This is a genomic window from Pseudoalteromonas sp. Of7M-16 (genome assembly GCF_022347805.1).
Classification (GTDB): domain Bacteria; phylum Pseudomonadota; class Gammaproteobacteria; order Enterobacterales; family Alteromonadaceae; genus Pseudoalteromonas; species Pseudoalteromonas luteoviolacea_F.
The window spans coordinates 46,313-72,003 of sequence record NZ_JAKRFY010000013.1 but is presented as its reverse complement, the minus strand read 5'-3'; the positions used below and the strand labels follow the sequence as shown (position 1 = coordinate 72,003).

The window sequence follows — 25,691 nt, the reverse complement described above, 5'->3', positions numbered from 1 at the left end:
ATAATTGAAAATGACAATGGGGCAAATATACCATTGTCATTAGGTTTTGATGTATACGAGACTTAATATTCTACAGACATGGGAGGTAACTGGAGGAGGCTATCATCAGTGCCCTCTAAAGCACTAAAGTTTATGTTTTCAATGATATTTGCGTTTAAATATTCGGACAGTGAGATCCCCTGACGAGTTGCATCTTGAAAACTCCCATATCGATTTGTTTGGACCGCAAAATTCATGGACCAGATCGCGTGAGTTGCTCGTTTATATGATGCTCCTTGTTGAAAAGTTGCGTGTTGCCAAGGGATTTCCCACTGAACTTTAGTTTGGTATTGGTTTGTGAAAGCGTTTTTGCTGTGTGTAAGAGTAAAGAAGTTTGACAGGAATGCTTTTGCATTAGAGCGATCTTTACCTAAACCAAATAGGTCATTATCAAGCCATACTTCAAAGTCTGTTGGAAGTACCTTATTTATACTGGTTAGGTCCTCGCGAAACTTAAGCTCATTGATGTATGCGTTAACTGTAAACTCACCTTTAAAAGGCAGTGCAAACTGCAAAGGACCGTCTTTGTCAAAGTTAGGGTAGTTGAGGTAACTATAGTCGCAGCGAATACTATCGTGGTTCATACAGTATTTTATTACGCCATCTAAAAGCCCATATTCATTCCCTTTTAAATCGATTGGTTGCTGAACTACAAGGCTGTAATCTTGGTTATCAGTTACGCTTTCCAGTAGCTCTAATAGTGCCTGTTTATTGTATCTGAGTGAGTTTAGGCGGTAGCCTGGTATTGAGTCCATGGAAATTAAAGAAATTTCAATGAAATCCGAGTGCTGAACTTTCTCAAGGGCTTCGGAAAGTGGGATGGTTGCTTTTAACGTTGTCTGGCTATGTGTTCTTGGAAATGTTTCGTTGTAAGCGAGAAGCCCTACCGGTGAAGCTTCAATGTCAAAGTACAAGTACTGAAGACCTTTTGGGGCCGCTACAGTTGCTGACAAATGAGGTTCACCATTTATTTCTTCGATATTAAACCCTAAAAACCTAGTCTCAGGGGCGCTATCTGCTACTTGGCCTGTTATAGCTTCATCTTCCCAAGCGTGGTTTTCGTTATGGCTGCGTGCCTCAAAAGGGGCTGATAATACACTGTTTGAACTGATGGCTACGGACATTAAAAACAGACACTTTATTAATTTCATTATCTTTTCCTTAGTTAATTCGTTGATAAAGGTCCACATTACAAACTGCCTTTATGGCTTTGCGTGGAATAAGTGGTGATGGGTTTTCTAAACTTCTGATTTGTATTGCTTTATAATTTCACATATCAATATCTTTGAATGTATAGGCCTTTTTTGTGACCCCTCTTTGACCCCTCAATAATGGGGTCATTAAAGGTAGTTAAAATCTTAAACTAAAGCACTAAGCATTTTCGGTTGCTAACTTACTATTTGAGCAACTACTTTTCAATTATGAATATAAAATTTTAATTAACTGTTAAATGTAACTATTAAACTTGATCCTTAAAGCTCTCCCAACCTATACTGTATATGTATACAGTATAGGTTGACGTATGAAAGTAATACCAATTAAGGCACAAGCTGGGATCACAGGATTTGAATCTCCCGCGGCCGAATACAGAGAACTAGGACTGTCTTTAGATCAATTATTAGTGCGACACCCAAATGCAACGTTTATCGGACTAGCGTCAGGCGACTCAATGCAAGGTGTTGGGATTTTTGACGGCGATCTACTTGTTGTAGATAGAGCTGTCCAGCCGCAGCAGAACGATGTGATAGTTGCGAATTTTAATAATGAGTTTGTATGTAAACTTATAGATATGGAGAACAGGCTATTACGCTCTGCATCTCCCATATATTCTCCAGTCCGAATTAGTGATTGCGATAATTTCCAATTAGAGGGTGTTGTCATTGGTTCAGTGCGTATGCACCGTTCAAATTCGGAATTGACTAAATGTATGCACTAGTAGATGCGACATCGTTTTATGCGTCTGCGGAGAAAGTATTCGATCCAAGCATACGCAAAAAGCCCGTTGTTGTTTTATCGAATAATGATGGGTGTATTGTGGCTGCATCGCCAGAGGCCCGGCGTTTAGGCGTTCCAAAGTTTGAGCCATACTTTAAATTCAAAGATGCACTTGTAAAGCACGGTGTAGTGATCAAATCATCTAATTATGAGCTCTATGCTGACCTGTCAGACAAGATGATGAACGTCATTAATCAATTTAGCGACAACCACTATATCTACTCTATCGATGAGTCATTCCTAAAGTTTGACGGGTATTCTGACGTTGTTTCATCTTGGTATGACTATGGTCATTTGATACGCCGTTCCGTTTGGCGAAATACTAAATTGCCCGTAGGAGTTGGCTTTGGCCTAACCCCAACGCTTGCAAAAGCAGCAAATCACGCAGCTAAAAAGTTTCCAGATGCAACAGGTGTTGCAGTAATCGATAACGAGCAAAATCGCAGACAGATACTTTCTAAAATTAGCGTAGGCGATGTTTGGGGAATTGGCCGCAGACTAACAAAGAAGCTTCAGCTATTCGGCATCGAAACGGCGCTAGATTTAGCAAAGCAAAACCCACGACTGATGCGCCAACAATTCAGCGTTGTGCTCGAGCGTACTATCGCAGAGTTAAATGGTGAGGAATGTCTATCTTGGAGCGAGGTAAAGCAACGAAAGAAGGAGGTCTATAGTACCCGAAGCTTTGGTGAGCGCGTTACTGACCCAATTTCCCTTAAAGCTTCGCTCGCTTCACACTGCTCTATCGTTACCAAAAAGCTACGCAAGCAAAAATCACTGGCAAAACGCATTGTGATATTTGCCCATAGTTCACCACACGAAAATGACTATTTCAAAAAGTCATTTATTAAAGAGCTTCCCGTATCAAGTAATGATGCTACGGTGTTTGCCAATGCTGTTGAGAGCATATTTAGTCAATTATATAAACCGGGTGTACGGTACTACAAAGCTGGCATAGGTGCTATTGAGCTAGAAGATGATGTATTTCAGCAATCTGATATGTTTAATCAATCTCAAGACAAGCCGGAATTAATGAGATGCTTAGATGAAATAAACAATAGGTATGGCTCTGCTGCTGCGCGTATTGGGTCTGAGTTGCAAACCCAAAAATGGGAAATGCGCAGAGAGTTTTTGTCTCCACGCTATACGACAAGGTGGCCGGATATTCCTGTAATTAAATGCTGAGTTTTTATCCACAGATTTTGTGTGTAGAGTGTGTTTAACCCTGGTTGGTCAACAAGCAATATTCCAACACAACCAAGTAACAAGGAGCCTCTACCTTTCGTTGTTTTATTATACTGTGCTGGAACAACGGCCAATTAGAAAAAGTTTCCCACTACAAATCACAAATCCTGCAATGACTCGTCACTATTGATATTAACTTGATTGGTAAATAAATTGATGGTGATTTAGATTATGCAAACCACACAACCTCTCCGTTCAAAAAACACGGCCTCTAGTAGAGGGGTCGATAAAAACATTAGAAACACTACAACCCACAAGGATGGCCTAGAAAAACTGTATACGGAAAGGTCCAATCTTGATGCTGACAATGAGTTTGCATCAACAGCTAAATCGATTTACGCGGGTAATAAAGCGATTTTTGGTGACTTGGTGGAGTTGTATAGACCAAAAGCTGTAGAAATAAAAGAAGGGGATTCAGAACAAGTTAAAGCCCAAAAAAACCTTTTATTGGCGATAAATGCTCCTTCCCGCCTTGGACCCACGCGGGTCAAATCATACAAAAAATCAGATAAATGGGAAAAAGAAAAGCCACTAATTGATTTTGTTAAAACTTTAGCCAAAGAAAAGTACAATGTTGTGTTTGATTATGAGCTTGCGAATCCTTTCCTTAATAAATCTCCGGCACATACAGCTCTAAAAAAAGATAAAATAAGCCACACACTCTTTAAAAATCAATATAGTTACTCACCCATGAGTAAGTCTGAAAAGCTTGTAGTGCTAATGCATGAAGTAGACCACATGAAAAGGAAAAATAAAGCCTATGATCAAGGTAAGGATAGTTATTTTGGTGATAGTGAGTTTGGTAAAGCGCGAGAAGAATTTGAAGCAACAAGAACTGAATTGAATAACTTAAGAACATTAAAAACCAAAGGAGGTGTTTTTGTAAATCAGCAGTATTCGCTAGGAAAGTTAATAGAGCATGCAAACACAGCCAATAAAAATGCTAAACCTGAGGATAAAAATCTGGTTAAGGAAATGGAAGAAACAGTAGCGAGTGAAACACGGAAAACCAGAGAGTTTTATGATGGAAATCTCCCTTAATAAATAGCTTTGCCTCCTTTTAATTGGCCTATTTTAAGCGGGATTCAAGCTAATTTGGCCACCGTTTCATTGAAACAATCTAAGGCGCTAAATACGCCTTTGATTTAAATTACTTTAAGTGGATCGGGAATGCTACCCGGCCCAGAACCGCACAAGCTAATAACAATTTGGACTTTATTCAACCTTGATAATTGCCTTTGAATCATAGATAGAGCTGTTTTACTCTTTATCTTATGACCTTCATTCTCAGAAATATCCTGAAGCCTTTTTATTATCTCCCAGCTCTCGCGCACGCTTATAACTACCATATGCTTGGTTAGGTGCATCAAGTTCCTCGCAAAAGTCATCTGCAAACTTGGTACTGGATTTAGGGCTGCTACCTTGGTAATCAGCTTTGATCACTGGATACTGGCTTAAGGGAGTATCGGCATTAGTTACAGCCATAATTTGCCGAGCGAGCATATAACTCGCACCTAATACATAACTGACTATGTGTAAGACTAGAGTGTAAAGCATCTAGATAACATTAATTGTTAGTGATGATACACGAATTTTTAAATTGGAAACTGGTGTTGATTATATTGATAGGTGCTATTCGATAAAGATAAGACTTATATGGGGAAACAAAGTAATTATAAGGAGGCGACAAAAACGCCTCCCAATGCCTGAAAATAACAGGCATATTTAAAGTATTCGTACTTTATTAAAAAGTAACTGGTACACCACCACTTGTAACTGTTTCTGATGGTTGGTCATCAATAATACAAGCTGGGCCACCAGAACATGCACCACGACCACCACCAACATTAGGTGTCATTGCTTTATTAAGCATGTTTTTTGTTTCAGATAGGTTTTTGATTTTTTTCTTCATTATTTTTAGTTTCATAACGTTCTTCCTTTAATAAAACACTTGTTTTTTAATCTGGTTTTGAATTTAACATGATTATTTATAATTGCAATGGTTTATCTTGCGATTTATGAAATTAATATATGTTTGGTTGGTTTTTGATCAGTTTGTATGTGGTGTTGTTTGTTTTTAAAATTCATTTAATATTAGTTGTTTGCATGGCTTTATGTTGATCGGTTTGAACAGTTTGGTGTTTAGAGTTGAACGTGTAGTGTTGTGCTAAAAGCAATATAATTTTGTAAAAAATGAATTTCAAACCATTATAAAAATGTAGTGGATAATTGGTACTTTAAAATAGTTTACATTTTCATGGTTAGATCTTTTAAGTGGGTAGCTTGCAAATTATGCTTTAAAAAAACTTTAGGTAGGTATTAAACGTGTTTTTAAATAAAGGTAGGCTGAAGAATATGGCCTATCAAATATTGAAGCCTTTTAGAGTATTGTCTGTTTTTTATAACATCTGGATTGGCTATGTGTTAGCTAAAGTGCGTTTGTCACAATAATGAGGTTTCGATTTGTGGGTTTATAATGTGCTTGCAAGTGCGTTAGGTTTACTCCGGGTTAAATATAGAAAGTATCCTAATTGATTGGATGCAATAAGTAAAACACGCCAAGAGGTTTTACTTTAGGCTTTCCATAGGCTGCGCAGCTTCCTCAATGCTCTTAATTTACAAAAAATCTAAATTAGAATGATGTTTAAATTGGCAAGTCCATAATCGATGTGGTTTAGCAGGCACACGAAAAGTTAATGTTGCGCTATTTCCTTTTATGGTTCAAAACAAGATTAGATAAAGAGGTGCTAATACACCTCTCCAATCTCTTTTATGTGGCTATTAGCACATACAAGCGTAGAATCTATTACCAGTTTCAGATTCTGCCGGGCGACATCTGTAAGTGCTACCAGCTCCACCAATGTTTGGTGTTGCGTTGTTGTCTAGAGTTTTCTCATTGCTTAATTGCTTAAGTTTTTGTTTTTTTAATGCAAGTTTCATTACTTATTTCCTTATTTTAGCTAGTTTTTAACTTTAAATAACTCGTACAGAGTTGGTCTGCAAAAGCTATTTAACATTAATAGCATCATTGAGTAACATATTACAAGTTTTAGGGTAGCAAAATTAATTTATGCGGAGAGAACGTTAAAATAAGCGAGTTTAACTAATTGTAATCCCATGTTTTAAATGCTTATTTATTTCTGGTGGCGGTCTGGGTGTCCGATGCCGTTTAGTAGTTTCTACACAAAAAACGCTATTTCACTACTCTGGCTGGGGGTTTTTCTGGCTATTTATAAATTTGAGTTATATTAAGGTTAAACCTTATTGCTAAATATGCTGAGTTTAGAAGAAAAATTGTACATGTTGTTGTACATTTTTTCCCGCACTTTGATTTTTTACTCTTACACAATGTTGTTTTGTGTTGTTCAGGGCTACAGATGATATTTATCGGACACCACAGGCTGGTTTGATAGCATAATCATGAAGCCCTGACTGGGAGTGTACGAGTCTAGCTAAGGTATGTTAACTATTACCGCCTTATATATTTGAAGGGATTTATTGGTTTTCCTTCAGTTTCGATAATAGCTTGTCATCGAGTTTAATTACTGAGTTAACTTGTGATCCACTCGTGAGCCTCTTAGTTAGCGAGGAGCCGCCTCGATGTATTGAAAATACATCGTAAAAGTCACTTTCGTTTTGCGATATAAAATAGATGTAATTACTATCTGCTGACCAAGCTGGATCCCAATCTTCTACGTTATTGAATGTAAGGCGTCGTTGGGCAGAACCATCTATGTTCATAACGTAAACTTCTTGGTTACCATCTCTATTGGACAAAAACGCAATGTACTTGCCATTAGGTGAAACTGCGGGAGAGCGATTATTTGAATTTGTATATGTAAGTTGGACCTTATTGTTGCCTTGTATGTCAGCAATGAATAGTTGGCTTTGCTTAGAGTTTGATTGGAATACGATTTTGCCATCAGGTAAAAAGCTTGCGGCCCTTCCATTTAAGGTGCGGAGTTGGCGTTGATTATTCCCATTTGCATCCATAAGCCATATTTCTTCTTGCCACTGGTCACTTGCATCTTTATATTCTCGTGAGAAGATGATGCTGCTCCCATCTGGTGACCATGATGGCGCACTATCCCAAACAAACTTCTCTTCAGTAAGCCTTTTTACGTTGGCTCCGTCTAAACCTACTGTATGAATGGACCATGTTTTGTTGTTATCGTACTTGCTATAGAACGCGATGCTTTTGCCATTCGGTGAAATGGATGGATATCCGTCATTATTAGTTAAATCAATCACTTTAAGCCGGTTTTGGCCATATTCGTCACTCAGGAATACAGACCGGTTATTCCCTTCTTTAGCTGAATAGATAAATGAATACCCATGCGGTTCAGCACTTTGATTGACAGCACAGCTACTAAGCAGTACCAAAGTAATAGCAGCCAAGGTTGTTTTACAACAGATATTTTGTGTCATGGTTACCTCGAATTCGTGTGTTTGTTGGTAAAAAACTGTGGAGGTCTTAGGTTATCTGTTGCGACGCTCAAAATGATGACGTGAGATTGACGTACGGTTGATTTTCAGTTGAATTTTATATAATCATATTAAACAATGGCTTACCGCAATAGTCAGCAACTGCCCTAAGCGTTAAAAGTTTGTTTTGTCTGTATTTAAGTGCCAATTGCTTTGTTGACGACCGCTAGGATTTCTTTTTTCGTCGATGGTTTTAGAATATATCCGTCGAGACCGTGCTCGGCCCACTTTTTTACTAATTGCTTATTTTTGTTCCCTGTTAACGCAATTACTGGTGTCTTGATATTTTTTCCGACGTTTCGAATATGTTTTGTTGTATTTAAGCCGTCTAAATTTGGCAAAAAGAGATCCATTACAATTAAGTCATACTGAGTACGTTTTATTTTCTTTATGGCGGCGAGTCCGTCATCGACTTGCTCAATTTCATAACCGACTGTGCTTAGCACATCGCTAATCATTTCTCTGTATATATGGTTGTCTTCAACTAGTAAAATAGAATGCTGTTGATTAGCATGGGTATCCAAAAATGCATTGCCACTCGATGAGTCAACTGAGTTATCCTCACATTTTGTATGGATTGGTTGTTGGAGTTGCTTCATTAAAAGGCTGTTTAAATCTTGCGACTGTTTTAACCCATTCACTAGATCTAGGAGTTTGGTTGAAAGGGATGTCTCGAGTGCGTTTAGCAGCGGTTGAATGTGCGAATCATTAATTTCTGAAATGAGTTGTTTGTCGATATTGTCGGGCATTTGAGACAAAATATCTTGGTTTATGGAGTTCACTTCTTCCTTGCTCTTGCTAATTTCTTCAACAACCGAAGTCTTGTAGCTTAAGCCTAATTCAATCAACGAATTAAGCTCATCATTTTGATCTTTGACTATTTTGTCTAAAGACTCGATGTAGGAGTCAGTATTAGTAAATTGTTTTAGTCCCTCATAGACAATGAGTTGTAATCTAAATTTTTCATATAGAGGTTGGTATACAAAGTAGCTATCAAATAAATTCTTCAAGCAGCATTTAAATGCCAAACCAGACTCTCGGTTACTGCACAAAAGGACACTATAGTGATTTTTGACTAATCTATTCTCTTTTATCAGTAGGTTATATAAACAAATACTCTTTTTTACGTCAGACAAAGCAAAAAGAATAACTTTAGGTGCTAGCTGCTCAATGTCATCTAACGCAGTTTTTCTTACGACCAAGCAACGAAAATCCTCGGTTTGCTCTGCAATGAGCTCTGTAATGCCTTGAACATCATCTTCTCGATGTGTCAGTACAAGTACTGCCGGGTGGCGTTTTGCAATGCGATTAATGCTGGTCATGGGTAAGCTCCTTTTTTATCGCGTTAAATTCACTATTAAGCTTTATAATGACTTGTTTAATCGCTGCTTTATCTCTTTCGAGGCTGTAGCTTTCAATCGTTTCCAGAAAATAGGCACTACGCTCTGCCCCGACTGCTTTAGCTGACGTTTTTAAAAAATGTGCTTGGCTTTTGATCTCAGAAAAGTCGTCGATGTTAAAAGATTGGATAATGGTTCTTAAAATAACTGATGATTGTTTGAGAAATTCAGTGTGAAACTTTTGAATTTTAGCAGGTTCGTCACCCACTAGTTCAATAATAGTGTTGTGGTTTAGCGTTTTTAATTGATCAAGCTGTGTGTTCATACCAACGCTCCAAAATTGATCTGATGTCGGTGAGTCTTACTGGTTTACACAAAAAGTCATTCATGCCAATTGAAGTACATAAATCCCTTTCGCCTTGCATTGCAGCTCCTGTCACAGCAATGATAGGGATTGGTGGTTTCTCTCGTCTAGCTTCTTCTGTGCGGATCTGTTTTGTCATTTCATAGCCGTCTACTTCTGGCATGTGGCAGTCAGTTAGGATCAGTTTATAGGTATGGCTGTGCCAGTAACTAAACCCTTCTGCACCATTATTCGCTATGTCACAAAAAAGCCCTAATTTCGCCAGCTGAGTTTGGATCAACTTTTGATTGAATGGATTATCTTCGACCAACAAGATATCGTGGTGTCCAAACCCTTCGTCGTTTTTCATCTGGAAAGGAGTTTGCACTTGTTGTGAGTCGCTGGACTCAATAGCAAATTCAAGCTCATCTAAGGCTAGATTGTCTTGTTGCTGAATTTTGATTTGTGTCTCAAGTTGCGTGTAGGTAAGTGGTTGATTTGAAAACACAGCCAAATGTGGGAAGGTTAACTCAAAATTAGCTACATGCTCTAAATCGGTATAAACCATTAAGGTATCTAGTGAGTTTAGCGTATCAATATGTGTTAATAGTGATTTGAAATCACTAGTTAAAATTATATTGACTCCTATGTTTTGATCAAACATGAGGTCTTGGCACTCTAGGGGGACAATCGTTACCGTATACAGGGACTGAAGCAGTTGAATAACATGTTGGTTATCATGAGATAGTTTCCCTAGAGTGAAGCAGTTGAGTGCACTTTTTAAAGGGGTGTCTTTTTCGCCCAGCTCAACCCAAAAAGGCGCTTTTACCGTAAATTGGCTACCTTTATTTAGCTCACTGGTAACGATGATTTGTCCACCCATTAAATCTATCAATTTTCCGCAAATTGAGAGCCCTAAACCAGTTCCTCCAAACTTCCTAGTGGTCGACTTTTCGGCCTGTGTAAATGGAGTAAATAGCTTTTTTATTGTTTCATTACTCATGCCCACGCCGGTATCTGAAATAGAGACCGTTACTTCACTTTGATATATGTTTAAGCGCTTAAAGCTCGATGTAACGGTGACCTCTTTCGAACGTACACAATCACTATTGGTGAATTTGATTGCATTACCGAGTATGTTGAGGAGAATTTGTTTAAACCTATTTATATCTCCTTTAATAGGCTGAACTTCATTTTGATTTTCGTAAACTTTTAATTTGATGCCCTTGTCTTTTGCCGATGCTGTAAATGTGCTTACCACATCATAAATGACAGTGGGCAAGTTAAATACGGTGGTTTCTAGTTCCAGCTTTCCTGCTTCTATTTTATTTAAATCCAACAAGTCATTTAAGATGGTGATTAAGTGATCGGCAGATTTTGAAGCTGTATACACTAAATCTTTTGGCTCGCAGCTTAACGAAAAATGAGAAAGCAGATCCAGAGCACCGATAATACCATTGAGTGGCGTTCTGAGCTCGTGGCTGATCATAGATAAAAACTCAGATTTGATTTTGTTCGCACGTTCGGCTTTTTGCAGAGTATTATGAAGTTCCGCGGTCCGGTCATTAACGCGTGTTTCAAGCTCTGAGTTTAATTTTTTCAGCGCCTGTTGAGTGTTATGTATTTCTGTTTGGTCAACGCAGACACCATCTATCCTACAGTGTTCCCCTTTATAATTTTTGCCGACTCTGCCTTGGGCAAATACGTAAATGACCTCGCCGTTTTTTAAGATGCTTCGATAATGTTGTTTAAACTCAATGCCCGTTCTCAAACTTTCATCCAAGGCTTCTTTCACTCTTGGTTTGTCTTCAGGATGAAGAAGTTCAACCCATTTGTTTAGATCTCCAATATCTTCGGGCTCAAGTTTGAAAATCGTATTGGCTAGCATGTCCCACTTCCAATGCCATTGGTTTCCTGACTTTGTTGCCCGCCAGGTTCCAATTTTGCCTGCTTCAATTGCCAACTGCTTACTTTCATCCGCGTCGTTCAGAGCAATCACAGTTGTTTTTTCTGCTGTGCAATCTTGCAATGTGCCATTTATCCATTTTCCATCGGGTTTATGAATACAACTTCCTCTCAAAGCGAACCAAGACTTTTGCCCTGAAGACTTTAGCCTAAATTCAAATTGAAGCGGCACACCAAACTGAACATGGTTTTCAAAAAAAAGAGGAAATAGTGCTTGGTCATCTTTATGAACAAGTGAGAGTAATTTTCTCCAAGTCAATGGGGTTTGTACCGCGATACCCAGTAGCTTTTTTGCAATGTCTGATAGATAGAGAGAGTGCGACGCAAGATTGTAGCGCCAAACGCCGATATTTGAACTAGCAACGGCATCAATCAAAAAACTCATTTCTTCTTTGTTTGAGTCATGTGTCTGAATCAAAAAACAATACCCGGTCTCGCATGGAAATCTTTTAATGCTCAGAGGGATGTTATTATAGTGGCCAAGAGAAAAGTTACCGCTAATTAGCTCTAGATTGAAGACCTCATTGAGGTCCATTCCAATTATGTTGTCTTCGCCCAGCAACGTTTGCAAGGCGGCGCTAATAAATTGGATTTGTAGACAGTCATTGGTAACCAAGTGAGGGACTTTGCTATCCATTGTCTTCCTTGCCGCCTAATGGTCTGTGGTATATCTAAACTATAGCAGTAATAACGTATATAGGAGTTTTTTATTAGTAGAAGGCTGTTTTGGCGCTGTTGTTGTAGGTCGTTTTAACCACAGACATCTGAGGAGCTTGTAAACTTCTGTTTATTTGAGAGTCTTTCGCAAGTTTCTGATTTATTGGTTAAATCGTTGAAGCTATAGATATGATCAATCTCACGATGCGTTTGGACGCAAAAATCCAACGGTTTTTCTTGGTTCGGCTTAATTGTACTAACTATTTATATTAAAAAATTATTAATTCCACGTTCTCAATTCTCCGCGATAATAGATATAGCGAGGTTAACTAATATACAGACTATTGTGAGTCGGCTTTTGATCGAAAAAGATTAAACAATGCGGAGTTAAGTAGGTTGAAAATTTGGCACGAATCAGACCGTGCCAAACTTTTATCTAAGGTAAAGACAGTATTTTGTTGTGTGTTTTATATAATACACAAGTTTAAAGAATCGACTTTTCCTCAAGGTTTGTTGGAGCGTAGCTCGGTGGTCTGTGCTCAACGGCTTTACCAAAATCTTGGTTTGGCTCGCTGCTCAAACGAAAATCCAAAGTGACCGGTTTGTTTATATATGTTTCGTCAATCCAGCTTTTCAAGGTGTCATTACCGTTGACTTTTAGTGAATCAATATAAATGTTTTTACGAGACGCACTTGGCGCATTTATAGTCAAATTACCGATTTTAGCCTGCGTGAATTGAGGGCTAGATAGCACTAAATCTGCACGTCCAGGATACTTAGGGTAGATCCCAAGACTTGCAAAAACATACCACGATGACATTTGCCCAAGGTCATCTTGCCCCGGTATACCGTCAGGTGTGTCTAACCAAAGTTGTGCCATGGTTTCCCGCACAGTTTGCTGTGTTTTGTATGCATTTCCAGTATGTAGGTACATCCATGGCGATAATATTGAAGGTTGGTTTGAGACATCTGCAAATTGTGCTGAATCGCGATAGAGTACCCAAGTGCCATCGGCTTTTCTAAAATGACTATCAAGCCTCTCACTCATGATACGATCTCCACCTAGGACGGTAGCGAGACCAGCGCCGTCATGGGGAACCATCCATAGGTACTGTGCGGGACTTCCCTCTACAAATAAATGGCCTGAATAAGCATCAAATTCTTGCTTCCATGTTCCATCTTTGTTTCGACCTTGAATGTAGCCCAAAGAGTCAGTCGCCGAAGGATTGTAGATATTTCTCCAATACCCTGCCTCATCGACAAAGCGCGAAGCATCGTCTTGCTTTCCTAATCTGTTTGCCAACTGCGCTAAAGAAAAATAGCTTGATGCTTGCTCAAGTGTTTCTGAAGCGCCTTCCCAGCTGTTAGACTGTTCAGATATATAACCAATGCTTTGCCATTCATCCAATGATGGCTTTTGACCGCGACAAAAAACAGGACACCCGATGTCAGTTAAATCAAATTCGGTTGGCTGAGTTGCAGCCTTACGCAGTGAGGTATATGCACCAGATACATCAAAATTGTCTGCACCAAACGCAACAAAATTGGAAATAGCGATTGTAGAAGGGTCACCACTCATCACGCCAGTTGGACCTGCATTATGAGTCCAACGATCCCACACCCCATCAAATTGATTTGCTTGGTTAAACAACGACTGTGCGATATCGCTTCCCCGTTGTTGATCTAATAAAGTTACCAATTGCAGCTGGGAACGATATACATCCCAGCCAGAAAAGTTAGCGTATTGGGCTGTTTGCGTCGATGATATTGTATGTACTTTTTGATCAAAACCTGTGTATTCTCCGTTTACATCCGAGAATACATTGGGGTGGAACAAACTATGGTACAAGGCGGTATAGAAAATGCGCAGTTTGCTTTTGTCATCAGAGACAACTTTGATTTTTGAAAGCTCTGATTCCCACGCCTGTCGCGATTGTTTACGCAGTGCCGCAAAACTTGTATCACCTTGCTCTTTTATTAGGTTTTCTCTGGCGTTTTCTAAACTGACATAAGAAATACCAACGCGCATTTGGACTGTTTCCCCGTCATTCATGTCTAGGTTAACCCAAACTCCTGAACCTTTACCAATGTCCGGCCAGCCGTTATCACCATAACCCATTGCGCCTTTTGAGGAAGTTGCACCATCGGACAATTCTGCATCTTTCCAAGCTCCAGAGCCTGATATTGGCTTATCAAGTTTAGCGACGAAGTGAAGTGTGTAATAATCTCGTCGATTGTGCTCACCTAAGTACCCACAGAAGTTACCCGAAGTCACATAACCGGTAATTTCACCTCTCTGTGGGTCTACTTTCGCAAATGCGTCACCACTACCAAGTTGGGAATAGGATGTTCTAAATAGCAGTTTTGCGTTATCAGAGTGCTCAAACGTAAAATTTGCAATACCTGTGCGTGTGGTCGATGTGAGCTCTACGTTTACCCCATTGTCTAAACCAACTTGATAATAGCCAGGTATTGCGGTCTCGTTGTCGTGGCTAAAGGCTGCGCTGTAATATCCGTTTATCGGATCAGTAGCAGGTGAAAAAGTAATATCTTTCGTAAAAGGCATAACGGGTATATCACCTGATGCGCCAAGACAACCTGTTCCAGATAGACGAGTAAACGAAAAGCCTTTTACTCGGCTTGCTTGATAGTTGTATCCACCAGGCGATACCGGTACCCGTTTCTTTTCTTCAAGAATCTTTTTTGAAATGCCTTCAGATTCAGCCATTAAGTCTTCTGTATAAGCGTGTTCAGGGCCAAAATTAAACATACCAAATGGGAGTACAGCACCCGGTGTGACATTGCCTGCTTGACGATGATTAAATGGCCCCTTTGTACCTATTAACGGATTGACGTAACTGACGACATCAGAAACGTAATTGGCTTCGGGTGTACCTTGTATCTTAGGTTTGATCGCTTTTTCATTTGGCTTTTCACTACAGCCAATTAAAAAAGCGGAAGTGAATGACAAAACTGCCAAATTTTTAGCTGTTATTTTAAGGTTCATTACAAACTCTCTTTTAGAACGTTCCAATTTCGAAGTCGAAAATTGTGAAAATTTCTTTATACCATGCCACTAATTACACTGTTTGTACAATTTTAATGCGTATATTTAAAAGATTTAAGTGAGAAATTAACAAATTTTAAAATCGGAGCAAGCCTTGCCGGCTATTGAGTTGGGGAATTAGCCAATTACATCAAGTGCTCGTGGACAGGGAAAATGACCGAGGTCTACCGCTTTGTGCGATTTATACTCTACATGCTTAACGGTCTGCCCGGGCTATTATAGAGCTTATGCGTCTTTTTAACTGAGATTTACGATATCCCTTCAGCATATTTTCAACAAGCACTGCGTCTGCTTAATCTGCAATAATATAGTGAAAATGCAATACTTATTTTATAAAGTTTTATGCTGAAATTATTTATGAGTAAATTTATTTTCTTTGTTTGTCCCTATAAATTATTTCCTAAATTAGTGAGCTTTATCTTGTTACTTACATAAGTTTACATATGAGAACAAATGGGAACAGTAAGTTTTAATGGTGTTTTTTAATATTTTAAATGTTCTTTCTTGGGATAATTAAAATATAAATAAGGAAAATATAAATGAATGCTATTATAAAAATATCAACTATCTCTGCCCTTAGCGTGTTATTGTTAGGTTGCGGCGCCAATGCCTCTGAACACGGTGAACCAGACAAACCTGTTGCTACGAATCCATTGGTTGACCCCAATGTGGGTAGTGGAATCAAAAACAAAAGTGACCCTACTATGGTTACTTTGAGCTCAGGTGAACTCCCAGCAAATGGAATTGCAGGGAGTAAAAAACTTTATGTAATTCAAGATGAAATTGAATTTGTTGAAACCTGGTATAACTATTCGAATGAAGAATTACCCGATATTGACTTTGACAAGCGTTCAATCGTTTTATGGGAAAGAGGTGCGATAAACCTTAACCATTGTACTTCGTTGCCTAGGGTAACAGGGGTATCATTTGAACAGTTTGATGAGCGACTATCACTAACTTCAATTGATCTTACTAAAGTGTGTGATAGCGCGGAAATCTATTGTCCTTCCGAGTATATCGAAGGAAGCCCTTATAAACTGATTTCAATTCCAAAAACTCAAGAGTCTTTAGTTCAAGAAAACCTCACAGTTATTAAATGCGAATGATTTTTATCAATGGAGTCAAAATATAGTGGCTTCTTGAGGTAGTAAAAGCACCTGCGAGTATTTTAACCGTAGGTGCAATTTTCATTAGAGCTCAAGAGTAATATGATCAGGCTTTAATATAAACTGCATTTCAAAATACTAATTTGTGAGAACAATGCCGATTGGTTATGGTTTAACCAATACAATGAAACCAGCATCGGGTAAGGGTAATCTCAAGCAAGCTGTGACTTTAGTCATACAAATTTGTATCTTCGTTTTAGCAAAGATTGAGTTAAACTTAACTAAAATCAGCAATAGAACCAATTTATGAATGTACTGATCGTTGAAGATGATATGGATACCGCTTCGTTTATAAAAAAGGGATTGGTGCAGCAAGGTGAATCTGTTCAGCACGTCGCGTCTGCCAGTGAAGGTATGATAGTTGCGTCCTCTTCAGAATTTGATGTAATAATATTTGATCGCCTACTCCCTAATATGGATGGTCTAGATGCCGTTAAAGTCTTAAGAGCAAGTATTATTACTACGCCGATTATTATGTTGACGGCTTTGGGTGATACCGCTGATAGGGTCGCAGGACTAGATGCTGGAGCAGACGACTATTTAGTTAAACCATTTGATTTTTCAGAACTGTACGCGAGGCTTAAAGCACTCACTAGGCGAAAACCCATCTCACAATCTACTATGTCTCTTTCTTTGGGGGGTCTCGTCGTTGAAAGAACCAGCCGAAAAGTCACCCGAGATGGTCAGGTTATTGACCTAAATACAAAAGAATATCAGATTCTTGAATTTCTAATGCAGAGCCCTGGCCAATTGGTTACCAAAACGATGCTCCTTGAAAAGGTCTGGGGTTTCAATTTTGATCCTAAAACCAGCTTGGTCCAAACTCACGTAAGTAGGTTAAGAAATAAGGTCGACAAACCTTTCAACATCGAATTGATCAAGACGGTTCGAGGCTGCGGTTATATTATATCTAATGATTAAGTATATTAAAGATCCCGAACTTGTTTTCAAAGCAATTAAAATGAGCGCTGTTGCAACGATATTAGTTGTGTGTGCAATTTCTATCGTTTCGTTAATCGTGTTATCAGCAATAGATGCTAACCAGCAGACTGAATTAACTGAATACCTAGATGAAGTTAAGTTACGATACGAAGAAGATGGAATTGATAGCATTTTGGAAGAACTTGATTTGGAACCCCAAACTTTGTGGGATCGCAAAGAAAGTTTCGAAAGATTAAATGAGCACGATGCAATTTTTGCTTTGTTTATTGACGATGAATTGATACTTGGAACTGAACTGACGCTACCTGCTTCGCCTGACGTGCGTTGGCAGACACTGGACTTTGGTTCGAATCAAAGTTTCAAGCTACTGACGCTGACTATTCAATTAGATGAACAGCAACTCTTAAGCATTGCTCAACCAGTCAGTTACGAACATGAGTTTACATCCTCAGTTTTGGCGCGGTTTGGAATCATATTGTCATGTATTTTGGCGTTAAGCTGTTTTATATATTTCCTTATTGCTGGTGGAAATAGCAAGAAGGCCACACAGCAAATCGTTGCAAGACTATCTGAAATTGGGCAATCCCCAGATACAGTGCGTCTTAGCGTCGATAGTAAAATAGAGCTTCACAAAGATATAGTACACGCAACTAACGAAATGTTAGACCAAATAACTTTTTTACATGGCAGAGCAAAGACAATGTCTGTGGGGATCGCTCATGATTTAAAAACGCCATTGTCGCGAGTGGCAAATCGCCTGCAATGCATGCGACAAGATTTAGGAGACAACAACGCAATTGATGCGCACATTACTCGCGCAAGTGAGGATCTTAATGCTGTAATCACTACATTCAACAACTTAGTGCGACTTAATAGCATTGAGTCGGGAAAGCATAAGAATAACTTTATTCAAATTAACCTCTCAGAATTGATAACTGATCTCGCGCTTAGCTATCAACCTGTTTTTGAAGACAGCGGACGAGTACTCGAGTTATCTGCAGTCGATAATGTGTATTGCTTTGGCGATAGTGATTTATTGAACCAATTGATTTGCAACTTGTTTGAAAACGCTTTGGAATACAGTCATTCGACTGCAAATGTTTGGATTAGATTGCAAAGTCATACAGGTAGCGCATTGTTGCAAGTTGGCGATGATGGCCCCGGTATAAGTTTGCAAGACCAGCCGCATATTTTTGAGCGCTTTTATCGAGCGGACGTAAGTAGGTCAAAACCCGGCAATGGCCTAGGCTTGAGTATTGTCAAAGCAATTTGTGATGTGCATGACGCCCAGTTATGTTTATTGCCAGATCAAACAGGTGCCGTGTTCAATATTGAAGTGCCAATTTCAAACTAAATATTGCGATTCATACAATTTTGTATGATGAATGTATGTAAGGTGTAAAACACAAAAACCTAATTTAGCTGTAAACTAATAGTGTCTGATCTATGTTTAAGGCTAAATTATGCACATAAAAAAATATATACAAAGTATTGTATTAGCTTTATTTGTTGGCTTGATGTCCGGGTGTGGAAGCGGTGGCAGTGAGCAAAATAACGCATCTCAAAGCCAAGAGAATACAACCAATCAACCCAGCAGCAATACGCAAGATAATAACAATTCTATCAATAATGGGGGTGAAACGAACAACAGCGGTGATAGCAATACGGACAGCGGCAACAATAGCGATGAAGATGAAAACTCGGCAAATGAGGATGAAAACGAGCAAGAACCTTCAGGCGACGACACAACGTTTTCTTCTAAAATTGAAGTGTCCCGCTTTATTCAGCAAGCTACATTTGGTGTTCAGCCAAATCAATTAAACGAGTTAGAGAACACCAGCGCATCGGAGTGGTTTGTCAATCAATTGACTTTGCCTGCTAGCTTGGTTTTACCTGGGGTCGAAGCGGCAGCCCCAGCGGATCCAGAGGATGAGTTTAGCTTATTCTACATTGAACAAACTAGCTTTTCATTTTGGAGAAACGCGATTAGTGGAGAGGATCAGCTCAGGCAACGAATTGCATTTGCACTTTCAGAGATCTTAGTGGTTTCAAATGGAGGGGGTGAAGTACTGACTGATATACCAGAAGCGGTGGCTTTTTATCAAGATATTCTCATCACAAATGCATTTGGTAATTACAGAACGATTCTAGAACAAGTCACCTACTCTCCTGCTATGGGCCATTATTTAACATACATGGGCAGTGAAAAAGGTGATGCGAAGACCGGTAGGATGCCGGACGAAAATTATGCGCGAGAGTTATTGCAGTTGTTTACACTAGGCGTTGTGGCATTAAACAATGATGGTACAGAGAAGTTAAACGAAAGCGGAGAAAAAGTTGAGCTGTATAACAACACTGATATTACTGGATTGGCAAGAGTATTCACCGGCCTCAATTTGGACGAAGAAGATCCAGATGCCCCACTTGGCAAAAGATTTAGTATGCCCATGGCGGTATTTTCGGAGTCTCATTCAGAGAAAGAAAAATCGTTTTTAGAGCTAACTATTCCAGAAGGCACAGACGCAAAAACGTCAATTACCCAAGCTCTAGATCATATTTTTGCGCATCCAAACTTAGCACCATTTGTGACAAAGCAGCTCATACAGAGATTGGTAACGTCTAATCCAAGCTCTGATTATGTTGGGCGAGTTGTAACCGCCTTTGAGTCTGGGCTGTTTACGCTACCTGACGGTCAGCAGGTAGGTGCCCAGCAGCGAGGTGACCTGACAGCAACCGTGGCAGCTATTCTATTTGATCAAGAAGCGCGAACGCTATCGACACAAACAGGAGGGAAAATACGTGAGCCAATTTTGCGATTTACACAGTGGGCCCGCGCATTTGATGCAAAAAATGTAAACCCTCAATTTGTGAGCATCCTGTGGGAAACCGGTGCCAGTTCAGCGCTTGGCCAACACCCCTATCGCGCTCCTAGCGTATTCAATTATTTTCGTCCAGGTTACAAATCTCCCGGTAGTGTAAGTGCAGCACAAGGGCTCGTGGCTCCAGAATTACAAATTACCAACGCAAGTTCAATTCCTGGGTATGTAAATTTTATGACCTTCTTTATCACTGGGCAGCAACAGGACGCGGATCTTGAGGAGCTTAAAAATGAGTTAGAGGAGTTGGGAATTGAAGCTGATATTGCGCAAGCGCTGGAAAGCTTTGAACCAGACTACGCACCCTTACTCGCCATTGCTGATGAACCGAGCACGTTAGTTGATTATTTGGACTTGATATTGAGTGCACAACAGCTCAGTGAGCAGAGCCGAAAAAATATCTCAGATGTTTTAGCTACCGTTGAAGCTGATGAGGATGATGGCCTTTTACCTCGTGTACAACTTGGCATTTTAATGGTGATGTCATCACCTGATTACTTGGTACAAAAATAGGAGAATGGGCAATGAATAGACGTAATTTTATAAAATCAGCCAGTGCTGGAGTTGTTGCTTCTTCTATTTTAAATATGGGAAAAGTCTTAGCGAATACACAAGTTAATGATAGTGGAGAGTATAAAGCGCTTGTATGTGTCTTTTTGTACGGCGGAATGGATAATCACGACACAATCATTCCTTTTGATGGCGACAGTTACAACAAATGGGCACAAATAAGAGCGCCATTACTTAACCTATATACGACGAAGCGCGATTTGGGGAGCGTATTGCCAATTAATACTCCTTCTCGATTTGCCGGTCGCCAATTTGCGCTACCGCCAGAAATGCCAAATATCGCTAGCTTGTTTCAGCAAGGCAAGCTGTCAGTTGTAGGTAACGTCGGGCCTTTATTGGAAAATGTAACGGCAACGAGTATTCGCCAAGAAACAGCAAAACTGCCATCAAGATTGTTTTCCCATAATGATCAGCAAAGTACTTGGATGTCAGGCAAAGCTGAAGGTGCGCAGTTTGGTTGGGCCGGTCGATTAAATGATGCCTTAATTAACCAAGGAACCGTGCAAACGAACACATTTTCAGCAATCACAACATCCAGTGCAGAGCTACTTGTTACTGGCACAAATACAACTCCTTACCACGTTAATGATGGTCGTGCTGCAACCATAGATGCACTTGATTTTTTTGAAGGTAATGAGCAAGTGCAAGCGCATTTTAGTGCAATGGGAGAGCAGACTACTAACTATTTACAGCAAGATCTTGCTGCAAAAATTAATCAGTCTTTCGAAGCAAACCAGATGTTCAACCAAGCGATTTCTGGGCAGTCTGTTAACGTAGGTGAGTTTCCAAAATCGAGGTTAGGCAGGCAGTTGGAGTCTGTTGCTCGTACGCTGGCGGTAAGAGATCAGTTAAGTGCAAAGAGGCAAATCTTTGTGGTGACAATGGGTGGCTTTGATACGCACTCCGGCCAAGCTCAAAGTTTACCAAAGTTACAAAGTGCTTTGGATACGGCTTTGGCTGCTTTTAACGCGTCGATGGAAAGTATGGGGTTGAGCAATAATGTGACCTTATTCACTGCGTCAGACTTTGGAAGAACTTTGGCGATTAATGGTGACGGCACTGATCACGGTTGGGGGGCTCATCACTTTATAATGGGCGGCGCGATTAATGGAGGCACGATATTTGGCGACATTCCACAAGCGGAATTTGGTCATGAGCTAGACGCGGGCAGTGGTAGGTTGATCCCGACGATGGCCGTTGATCAATATGCCGCTTCGTTGGGCGCTTGGTTAGGGCTATCTGAAACCGAACTGGGACAAGTATTTCCGAATCTGTCGAAATTCTCTGACCGTCCTGCCCTATTCGTCTAAGGCTGATATTCTTGGTATTAAGCGGGTAAGTTGTTAGGAAGAGCTAAGCCCTCTTCCTAGACTTACTATACTTAAAACTGTGTGTTGAAATGGTCCAAGGCAATGGTTTTGACTTATAGTGGAAGTGTATTCCTGATTCTTATTATACTGTTAATTTGTTTGTGTTTTTTATACGGAAATCGTTATAAAGAGAAACTCAAAAAACGTAAAAGCAAGACTGACGAAGATAGAACTAATTAAGCCTCTCTCAGAATCTTACTTTCGTTACTTGAATGGGCTCTGTGCTCTACTAAGATACCCCATAGGAAATCAGGTAATCCCATTCTTGGTTAAATATTTGAGCATTAACTGCATTGGATCAGCAGGACTAAGCTAGGTTTAGATTTGCTATTCGGTGTGGTTATTATCGGGGCTGTGTTTTAGTTTTTGGTTATATAAAGTTATCTGGTTTCAGTCAATAACGCTTTTCCCTAGAAAAAGTTGAGAAAAGCGTTAGCTAGAAACAGAAATTGCAATAATGAAGCTGTTTACCATTCACCTGGATCGCCACCATCACTATCACTGACTTCTTCTACTGTCCCGCCTGTTTGTGCTGCCAACTGTTTGAGAAAATCAAAAGTGGGTACATTTGTAGTATAAGTATTAGGCGACATAGCATAAGCAGGTAGGTCGTTTGCAATGGCTGCATTTAGTTTGTCTGACATTGCTATGCTCTGTACTGTGCCTGTGTATATGGTCGCGTTAAATTGCACTTGTGGCAGTTCCATTAAGTACTTAGCAGTCACATTGGCTTGCCAATTGGCACCTCCGCAATGTGTGACAGGACTTGCGTTTTCGTCGCCATCACTTGAACCATAGACGCGAAGTAATGCACCTCTACTGGCTTCTACTGAAAAGTTGGTGCGTAATTCATCGGCACCATCACACATGGCTTCGGCAAGTGCAGTAGCGCCGCGACATCCCTCTCCATCAAGCTGTTGTAGAGCCATAAACGCACCTGTGAAGTCTACAAACCCATTGGTAATGGATTGGATTTGGCCGCCACTACTAAAGGTTTTAACATTCAACTTGTGGCCATTTATCGAGCTATCTAAAAAGAACTTAGTTGCTTTACTAATGGCTTGTTGTTTTGAGTAGGCACATCGAGATTGTTTGTCTGGTCGCAATGTCATCATAGAACCGCTTCTATCCAAAAACAAAATGCCATAAGACTCTGGTGCGCTTAGTGTAGAAAATGACACTGTAGTCAATGCGCCTAGTAGAATGCTTGCTAAAGTTTTCATATTTAAACTCCATATCCGTATAAGGTGTCGCCACAGTACTTTGTGGCTATCAGTGATCAGCTCTAAATAGACTTCTCTAATTCCAAACTGAGATTCAGCTTGGTCTGTGCTGATGATTGAAGCCTAGTGCGCTTGAGAATGGTTACTATTACACCCTGTTACAGCAACTTAGATAATCGGTACTTACGGTACAATGAGACAAACCTATTCTGTCGATATTTCGCTACAAGTGATTATTTACGTGAAGAAACTTATGACGAACTAGTTATTTTGACTATCTTTTATCTTAAGGAAAGATTTGTAGCCATCCGCTTGAGATTGGCAATTAGGTATACGCCTCGGAGAAATTGAATGAATTTGCTAAAACGCTTATCCATTTTACAACTGACGATTATTAGTTCTCTCGCACTTGTTATTTTCATCTTTATCCTACTATTCAAAATTGCATCGCAATACTGGCAAGACTACAACTCGACATTGCAGGACATAGAATATATTAAGCTTCTAGATGCTATTGAGAAAGTCGCACATCACCATGCTGTGGAACGCGGGCTGTCCGCGGGCTATTTAGGAAGTCCGACAGCAGACAAAAGACAACTCGTATCAGCGCAGAGGATAAAGGCTGATAATGCTGTGAAAGTAGTCAGAGATTTATATTCGGGACAATTCAAAGAAGATGAAAAAGTACAAAAATGGCTGCCATTCTTATTTAGAGAACTCCAAGGGAAATCCGCTGTCAGGCGCGAAGTGGACAACTTGAATAGTAAAAGTGCTTTTAAATATTATAGCCATCTGAATCAAGTAGCTATTGATACAGCTATCCGAATGCAAGCCTACATCAGCAATCGAGATTTAGCATCAAAGCTATCAATTGCATTTTTATTGGCAAAAAGTAAAGAGCGCAAAGGTCAGATCAGAGGGAAGATAAATGGGGTTTTGGCCAAAAAACAAGTTAGCTCAAAGCTGAGAGGTGAGCTCACATACTATCAAACACAACTTGGCGTGTTAAAAGAGCAGCTCGAAGCGATATTAGAAGGAGAGCAACTTGCGAAATACAATCAAGCGATGTCTGATACAACGGCGAAGGAGCTAGATAAAGTAATAAATTACCTATTAACAGAAGACAACCCAGATTTTAATACGCTTTTATCAAGCAATGAATGGTTCCCCAAAGCGACCAATCAGATTGTTGCAGTTAAAAAAATCTTAGATGGTCAGTGGGTTAAAACATTAAATCACAGCTCTTTGGTGAAAAGCGATTTGCTTAACCAAAGTATGTTTATTGGAATAGCTTTTATTTTAGCCATGAGCATAATTGCTGTGATCAACATGCACTTAGTGTCATCTTTAAAACATGAGTTAAATCACTTAACGGGTATTTTGGAAAAAGTTGCTAAAGAAGGTGATTTGACTTTGGATGTACGACTGAAAACCAGTGATGAATTGGGTCAAATATCTGAGTCTATTCACAATACCGTTTATGCTTTTAAAGACTTACTTGTTGGTTTATCCAAGTCTATAAAAGTTGGTACAGAGTTAGGTGTCGAAATGGACAAGGCGGCAAGTCATGTCAACGAAGAAGCGCAGCGAACTCAAAGTATGGCATCTAGCATAGCAACAGCAATAGAAGAAATGGCGGCAACCAGTGAAGAAATAGCTCGCTCAGCTTCAGACACTTTGGCTGCCAGCGATCAGCTTAACAACGAGTCTCAAAAACTGTTAGAAGACAACCAAAGAAATTTAGATGCAATGAACAGCCTGTCTGATCACATGGATACGGTCAACGAAATGGCAGCAAATATGGAAAAGCAAGTATCAGAAATAAACACGATATTGGACTCAATTCGCAGTGTTGCAGATCAAACAAATTTACTCGCTTTAAATGCCGCCATTGAAGCCGCTAGGGCCGGTGAACATGGCCGCGGATTCGCAGTTGTAGCAGACGAAGTACGTGGACTTGCAAACAACAGTAAAGAATCATCAGAACAGATTTCATCACTGTTGAGTAACTTAAATGAAATTAGCCAGAGCGTTGTCAATGCAATAAAAGAAAACACTCAACTAGCCAGCGAAATTATGAGTGAAATAGAAGAAACTCGACTCGTCTCCATGCAAGTGAGCGAACACAGTAATCACGTTGAACAGTTGACAACATCTGTTGCGACGGCGGCTCAACAGCAATCTACCGTGGCACAGGATATATCGACTAACACATCAGCTGTGCTTGATGCTGCAACTGACGAATTAGAGACGTCGATAGCCTTGAAAAAACTTTTTGAAGATATGAAGTTGAACAGTGATACCTTACAAAGAACCATGGATAACTTTAAGATTGACTGATGGTTCTTGGTGTTGGTTTAGCCTATTGAATTTGTCGTGGGGTCCTGACTGCGGCCCCCCTTTGAAGT

The 25,691-nt window shown here is 39.7% G+C and carries 19 protein-coding genes; 9 read left to right on the top strand and 10 right to left on the bottom strand.

The features are described from left to right. Positions 1 to 62: 62 nt before the first annotated feature. On the bottom strand, positions 63 to 1,190 hold the full coding sequence (locus MHN81_RS14515) for a hypothetical protein (RefSeq protein ID WP_239426051.1): 1,128 nt from the start codon (positions 1,188 to 1,190) through the stop codon (positions 63 to 65). Between the two features lie 371 nt (positions 1,191 to 1,561). Here MHN81_RS14515 and umuD point away from each other — a divergent pair, with 371 nt between their 5' ends. The 3 genes from umuD (at position 1,562) to MHN81_RS14500 (ending at position 4,320) form a co-directional block, all read left to right on the top strand. Beyond that, the gene (gene umuD / locus MHN81_RS14510) at positions 1,562 to 1,975 is read left to right on the top strand and encodes a translesion error-prone DNA polymerase V autoproteolytic subunit (RefSeq protein WP_023399155.1); all 414 of its coding nucleotides are present in this window, start codon (positions 1,562 to 1,564) and stop codon (positions 1,973 to 1,975) included. After that, entirely contained in the window at positions 1,963 to 3,219 is a 1,257-nt protein-coding gene (locus MHN81_RS14505) for a Y-family DNA polymerase (protein ID WP_239426050.1), read from the top strand. The genes umuD and MHN81_RS14505 overlap by 13 nt, the downstream gene beginning before the upstream one ends. 231 nt (positions 3,220 to 3,450) lie before the next feature. After that, a complete protein-coding gene (locus MHN81_RS14500; RefSeq protein ID WP_239426049.1) occupies positions 3,451 to 4,320 on the top strand; it encodes a hypothetical protein in 870 nt (289 codons plus the stop codon). A 246-nt stretch (positions 4,321 to 4,566) separates the two neighbouring features. On the opposite strand, the gene MHN81_RS14495 is transcribed toward MHN81_RS14500, so the two are convergent. From MHN81_RS14495 to MHN81_RS14460, 8 genes are all read right to left on the bottom strand, one after another. Next, positions 4,567 to 4,836: a hypothetical protein gene (locus MHN81_RS14495; RefSeq protein WP_023399159.1), complete on the bottom strand. Its 270-nt coding sequence runs from the start codon at positions 4,834 to 4,836 to the stop codon at positions 4,567 to 4,569. A gap of 187 nt (positions 4,837 to 5,023) precedes the next feature. After that, positions 5,024 to 5,206: a hypothetical protein gene (locus tag MHN81_RS14490; protein WP_023399160.1), complete on the bottom strand. Its 183-nt coding sequence runs from the start codon at positions 5,204 to 5,206 to the stop codon at positions 5,024 to 5,026. Between the two features lie 854 nt (positions 5,207 to 6,060). After that, positions 6,061 to 6,219: a hypothetical protein gene (locus MHN81_RS14485; protein WP_023399161.1), complete on the bottom strand. Its 159-nt coding sequence runs from the start codon at positions 6,217 to 6,219 to the stop codon at positions 6,061 to 6,063. A 555-nt stretch (positions 6,220 to 6,774) separates the two neighbouring features. After that, the gene (locus tag MHN81_RS14480; protein WP_023399162.1) at positions 6,775 to 7,707 is read right to left on the bottom strand and encodes a DUF5050 domain-containing protein; all 933 of its coding nucleotides are present in this window, start codon (positions 7,705 to 7,707) and stop codon (positions 6,775 to 6,777) included. A gap of 194 nt (positions 7,708 to 7,901) precedes the next feature. Then, positions 7,902 to 9,086 carry a response regulator gene (locus MHN81_RS14475; protein WP_023399163.1) on the bottom strand — a complete coding sequence of 395 codons (1,185 nt, stop codon included), beginning with the start codon at positions 9,084 to 9,086 and terminating at the stop codon, positions 7,902 to 7,904. After that, on the bottom strand, positions 9,073 to 9,429 hold the full coding sequence (locus tag MHN81_RS14470; protein WP_239426048.1) for an Hpt domain-containing protein: 357 nt from the start codon (positions 9,427 to 9,429) through the stop codon (positions 9,073 to 9,075). Before MHN81_RS14470 ends, MHN81_RS14475 begins: the two co-directional genes overlap by 14 nt. Beyond that, positions 9,413 to 12,049, bottom strand: coding sequence for an ATP-binding protein (locus tag MHN81_RS14465; RefSeq protein WP_239426047.1), 2,637 nt, complete (start codon positions 12,047 to 12,049; stop codon positions 9,413 to 9,415). Before MHN81_RS14465 ends, MHN81_RS14470 begins: the two co-directional genes overlap by 17 nt. A gap of 504 nt (positions 12,050 to 12,553) precedes the next feature. After that, complete coding sequence (locus MHN81_RS14460; protein ID WP_239426046.1) at positions 12,554 to 15,076, bottom strand: GH92 family glycosyl hydrolase; 2,523 nt, start codon at positions 15,074 to 15,076, stop codon at positions 12,554 to 12,556. 599 nt (positions 15,077 to 15,675) lie between these two features. On the opposite strand from MHN81_RS14460, the gene MHN81_RS14455 reads away from it, so the two are divergent. The 5 genes from MHN81_RS14455 to MHN81_RS14435 all read left to right on the top strand — a co-directional run bounded on the left by MHN81_RS14455 (position 15,676) and on the right by MHN81_RS14435 (position 22,000). After that, on the top strand, positions 15,676 to 16,242 hold the full coding sequence (locus MHN81_RS14455) for a hypothetical protein (RefSeq protein WP_023399167.1): 567 nt from the start codon (positions 15,676 to 15,678) through the stop codon (positions 16,240 to 16,242). Between the two features lie 306 nt (positions 16,243 to 16,548). Continuing rightward, positions 16,549 to 17,223, top strand: a complete 675-nt coding sequence (locus MHN81_RS14450) for a response regulator transcription factor (protein WP_239426045.1) — start codon at positions 16,549 to 16,551, stop codon at positions 17,221 to 17,223. Then, on the top strand, positions 17,216 to 18,598 hold the full coding sequence (locus MHN81_RS14445; protein ID WP_239426044.1) for a HAMP domain-containing sensor histidine kinase: 1,383 nt from the start codon (positions 17,216 to 17,218) through the stop codon (positions 18,596 to 18,598). The genes MHN81_RS14450 and MHN81_RS14445 overlap by 8 nt, the downstream gene beginning before the upstream one ends. Before the next feature lie 109 nt (positions 18,599 to 18,707). Beyond that, positions 18,708 to 20,633, top strand: coding sequence for a DUF1800 family protein (locus MHN81_RS14440; RefSeq protein ID WP_239426043.1), 1,926 nt, complete (start codon positions 18,708 to 18,710; stop codon positions 20,631 to 20,633). Between the two features lie 11 nt (positions 20,634 to 20,644). Then, positions 20,645 to 22,000 (top strand): DUF1501 domain-containing protein, encoded by a 1,356-nt coding sequence (locus MHN81_RS14435; protein ID WP_023399171.1) that lies wholly within the window; start codon positions 20,645 to 20,647, stop codon positions 21,998 to 22,000. A 527-nt stretch (positions 22,001 to 22,527) separates the two neighbouring features. On the opposite strand, the gene MHN81_RS14430 is transcribed toward MHN81_RS14435, so the two are convergent. Continuing rightward, positions 22,528 to 23,283, bottom strand: coding sequence for a VWA domain-containing protein (locus MHN81_RS14430; RefSeq protein ID WP_239426042.1), 756 nt, complete (start codon positions 23,281 to 23,283; stop codon positions 22,528 to 22,530). 351 nt (positions 23,284 to 23,634) lie between these two features. Between MHN81_RS14430 and MHN81_RS14425 the strand changes: the two genes are divergently transcribed. Continuing rightward, positions 23,635 to 25,623, top strand: coding sequence for a methyl-accepting chemotaxis protein (locus MHN81_RS14425; RefSeq protein WP_023399173.1), 1,989 nt, complete (start codon positions 23,635 to 23,637; stop codon positions 25,621 to 25,623). The last annotated feature ends 68 nt before the right edge of the window (positions 25,624 to 25,691 follow it).

Excerpts from the sequence above, each read along its gene's own strand:
- MHN81_RS14515 (WP_239426051.1), bottom strand. The coding sequence starts at position 1,190 with ATGAAATTAATAAAGTGTCTGTTTTTAATGTCCGTAGCCATCAGTTCA.
- umuD (WP_023399155.1), top strand. The coding sequence starts at position 1,562 with ATGAAAGTAATACCAATTAAGGCACAAGCTGGGATCACAGGATTTGAA.
- MHN81_RS14505 (WP_239426050.1), top strand. The coding sequence starts at position 1,963 with ATGTATGCACTAGTAGATGCGACATCGTTTTATGCGTCTGCGGAGAAA.
- MHN81_RS14500 (WP_239426049.1), top strand. The coding sequence starts at position 3,451 with ATGCAAACCACACAACCTCTCCGTTCAAAAAACACGGCCTCTAGTAGA.
- MHN81_RS14495 (WP_023399159.1), bottom strand. The coding sequence starts at position 4,836 with ATGCTTTACACTCTAGTCTTACACATAGTCAGTTATGTATTAGGTGCG.
- MHN81_RS14490 (WP_023399160.1), bottom strand. The coding sequence starts at position 5,206 with ATGAAACTAAAAATAATGAAGAAAAAAATCAAAAACCTATCTGAAACA.
- MHN81_RS14485 (WP_023399161.1), bottom strand. The coding sequence starts at position 6,219 with ATGAAACTTGCATTAAAAAAACAAAAACTTAAGCAATTAAGCAATGAG.
- MHN81_RS14480 (WP_023399162.1), bottom strand. The coding sequence starts at position 7,707 with ATGACACAAAATATCTGTTGTAAAACAACCTTGGCTGCTATTACTTTG.
- MHN81_RS14475 (WP_023399163.1), bottom strand. The coding sequence starts at position 9,086 with ATGACCAGCATTAATCGCATTGCAAAACGCCACCCGGCAGTACTTGTA.
- MHN81_RS14470 (WP_239426048.1), bottom strand. The coding sequence starts at position 9,429 with ATGAACACACAGCTTGATCAATTAAAAACGCTAAACCACAACACTATT.
- MHN81_RS14465 (WP_239426047.1), bottom strand. The coding sequence starts at position 12,049 with ATGGATAGCAAAGTCCCTCACTTGGTTACCAATGACTGTCTACAAATC.
- MHN81_RS14460 (WP_239426046.1), bottom strand. The coding sequence starts at position 15,076 with ATGAACCTTAAAATAACAGCTAAAAATTTGGCAGTTTTGTCATTCACT.
- MHN81_RS14455 (WP_023399167.1), top strand. The coding sequence starts at position 15,676 with ATGAATGCTATTATAAAAATATCAACTATCTCTGCCCTTAGCGTGTTA.
- MHN81_RS14450 (WP_239426045.1), top strand. The coding sequence starts at position 16,549 with ATGAATGTACTGATCGTTGAAGATGATATGGATACCGCTTCGTTTATA.
- MHN81_RS14445 (WP_239426044.1), top strand. The coding sequence starts at position 17,216 with ATGATTAAGTATATTAAAGATCCCGAACTTGTTTTCAAAGCAATTAAA.
- MHN81_RS14440 (WP_239426043.1), top strand. The coding sequence starts at position 18,708 with ATGCACATAAAAAAATATATACAAAGTATTGTATTAGCTTTATTTGTT.
- MHN81_RS14435 (WP_023399171.1), top strand. The coding sequence starts at position 20,645 with ATGAATAGACGTAATTTTATAAAATCAGCCAGTGCTGGAGTTGTTGCT.
- MHN81_RS14430 (WP_239426042.1), bottom strand. The coding sequence starts at position 23,283 with ATGAAAACTTTAGCAAGCATTCTACTAGGCGCATTGACTACAGTGTCA.
- MHN81_RS14425 (WP_023399173.1), top strand. The coding sequence starts at position 23,635 with ATGAATTTGCTAAAACGCTTATCCATTTTACAACTGACGATTATTAGT.